Source organism: Streptomyces sp. NPDC001093, from assembly GCF_040298985.1.
GTDB lineage: Bacteria > Actinomycetota > Actinomycetes > Streptomycetales > Streptomycetaceae > Streptomyces.
Genome location: NZ_JBEPBF010000279.1, coordinates 1 through 2,117, shown reverse-complemented (window position 1 = coordinate 2,117; position 2,117 = coordinate 1). Strand labels below are relative to the sequence as shown.

At 74.4% G+C, this 2,117-nt stretch carries 2 protein-coding genes and 1 pseudogene; 2 read left to right on the top strand and 1 reads right to left on the bottom strand.

Annotated elements, in window-relative coordinates:
- Positions 1 to 300 (bottom strand): annotated as a pseudogene (locus ABT288_RS50485) (hypothetical protein); the annotation flags it as partial.
- On the opposite strand from ABT288_RS50485, the gene ABT288_RS49840 reads away from it, so the two are divergent.
- Both ABT288_RS49840 and ABT288_RS49835 read left to right on the top strand, forming a co-directional pair.
- Complete coding sequence (locus tag ABT288_RS49840) at positions 287 to 1,018, top strand: serine/threonine kinase C-terminal domain-containing protein (protein ID WP_502973033.1); 732 nt, start codon at positions 287 to 289, stop codon at positions 1,016 to 1,018. The pseudogene ABT288_RS50485 and the gene ABT288_RS49840 overlap by 14 nt on opposite strands.
- Positions 1,019 to 1,183: 165 nt before the next feature.
- Positions 1,184 to 2,117: protein kinase (locus tag ABT288_RS49835; RefSeq protein ID WP_351623437.1), on the top strand; the 934-nt coding region annotated here is incomplete at its 3' end.

Genomic DNA, 2,117 nt, shown 5'->3' with positions numbered 1-2,117 from the left:
TGCCGCCCAGGGCGGGACGCGGCCGGCCTCCTCCGGCGGAGCGCGCCCGACGTCCTCCTCGGGCGGCGCGCGCCCCACATCCGCCTCCGGCGGATCGCGGCCCGCGGCCTCCGGTGGGGGCGGCGGATCCGCCGGGAGACAGACGGGTCCTGCTGCCGGAGCCCCCGGTGCTGCCGGTGGGCCGAACTCCAGCGCGAACAAGCCGAGTTCGGGCTGGCCCGTGATGCCGCCGCCGGACCTGGACCTGCCGCCGCGGCCGGTGCCGAGGGCGCCGCTGACCGACGTGGTGCCCAAGCGCACGCTGGTGATCATCGCCGTGGTGGTCGTCCTCGCGGTGATCGGCACCGTGCTGGCCATCGCCCTGAGCGGCGACGGCAAGGACGGCAAGAGCAGCGGGGCCAAGGCCGCGGCGAGCGCGAGCGCGTCGACCAAGCAGGACAAGGGCGACAAGAGCACCGGCGGCGGGGCGAGCCCGTCGTCGGGCGGCACCGGTTCCGCGTCGGGCAACGCCGTCGACGCGAGCGCGTCCACCTCCGGCCCGGCCGGTTCCTCCGGCAAGTCCGGTGCCAAGGCCGGCGGGAGCGCGCCGGTGGTGACGACCCGCAAGGGCGGCCAGGGGTACTCGATCGGGCTGCCCAAGGGGTGGTCGTACCAGTCCACCGACAGCGGGGGTGACCGCTACACCGGTCCCGACGGGCAGAAGCTGCTCATCGGCTGGACCGACAGCCCCAAGAGCGACCCGGTGGCGGACTGGAACAACCAGGAGCGCGGGATGGTGCGTTCCCAGTACCAGCGGATCCGCATCGAGAAGGTCGACTACCGCGGCTGGAACACGGCCGACTGGGAGTTCACGTACGTCGACGGCGGCACCGAGTACCGCACCATCGACCGGGGGTTCGTGGTCAACGGCCATCTCGGTTACGGGCTGATGTACACGGCGAAGGCCGCGAACTGGGACAGCGAGCTGCGCAAGGACACCTGGAAGACGCTCACCACGTCCTTCGAGCCCAAGTCATAGGCGCTCGGCGACGGTTCGGGGCGTGAGAATCCGTCATCCACTCGGTGCGGGTTGCCTCCGGCACGTATCGTGAATGGTTGCGGACCGTACGCAGCCGGAAGTGCGTGCGAAACGGTCGTGAGGCGAACGGAAGTGACCGACCGGGCGGCCGGGGGAGGCAACGACGTGGACGACTACGCGGGTCGGGTGCTCGCCGACCGCTACCGCCTGCCGTTGCCGCCCTCCGACGAGTACGAACTCACCGAGACCCGCGCCTTCGACACCTACAGCGGCCAGGAAGTACTCGTCCGGCAGGTGCCGTTGCCCGAGGTCGTCGAGGCCGAGGTGCTCGACGCGGAGGGACTGCCCGAGGGCTTCACCGCACGTGAGCGTGGTACCCGGCGGGCGCCGGACGCCCGGACCGCCACCCGGCGGCCCGCCGACCCGGCCGTACGGCGTGCCGTCGAGGCCGCCCAGGCGGCGGCCCGCATCCCCGACCATCCGCGCCTCGACCAGGTCTTCGACGTGTTCGCCGAGGGCGGGTCGCTGTGGATCGTCAGCGAGCTGGTGGCCGCGCGCCCGCTGGCCGCGCTGCTCGCCGAGCAGCCGCTGTCGCCGTACCGGGCGGCCGAGGTCGCCGCCGATGTGCTCATGGCACTCCGGGTGCTGCACGCGCACGGCTGGGTGCACCGCAACATCACCGCCCGCACGGTGCTCGTCTGCGACGACGGCCGCGTGATGCTGACCGGCCTGGCCGTCGGCGCCGCGGAGGAGGCGTTGTGCGGGTACGACCCGGTACCGGCCCAGGAGGATTTCGAGGACGGCGGAGCGGGCGGGGGCACGCCTCCGATCGCCGGGGGAGGGCAGGGATCCTCGGGCGCCGGTGCCGGAGCGGGCGCGGTTCCGTCCGCGGACGCCGATCCCGAGGCCGCGCGCCGGGCCGCGATCCAGGCACGGGCGGCCGGAGGGCTGCCGGTGCCGGGAGCGAACGGGGTCTCCGGCGGGACCGCGGGGTCCGGCCCGGCGGGGCAACGGCCGCTGGAGAACGGCGCGGATGTCCGTGCCGCCCGCGCGGGGGCCATCGCCGCGTACCGGGCGGGCACGCGTGCCGCCGCCCGGG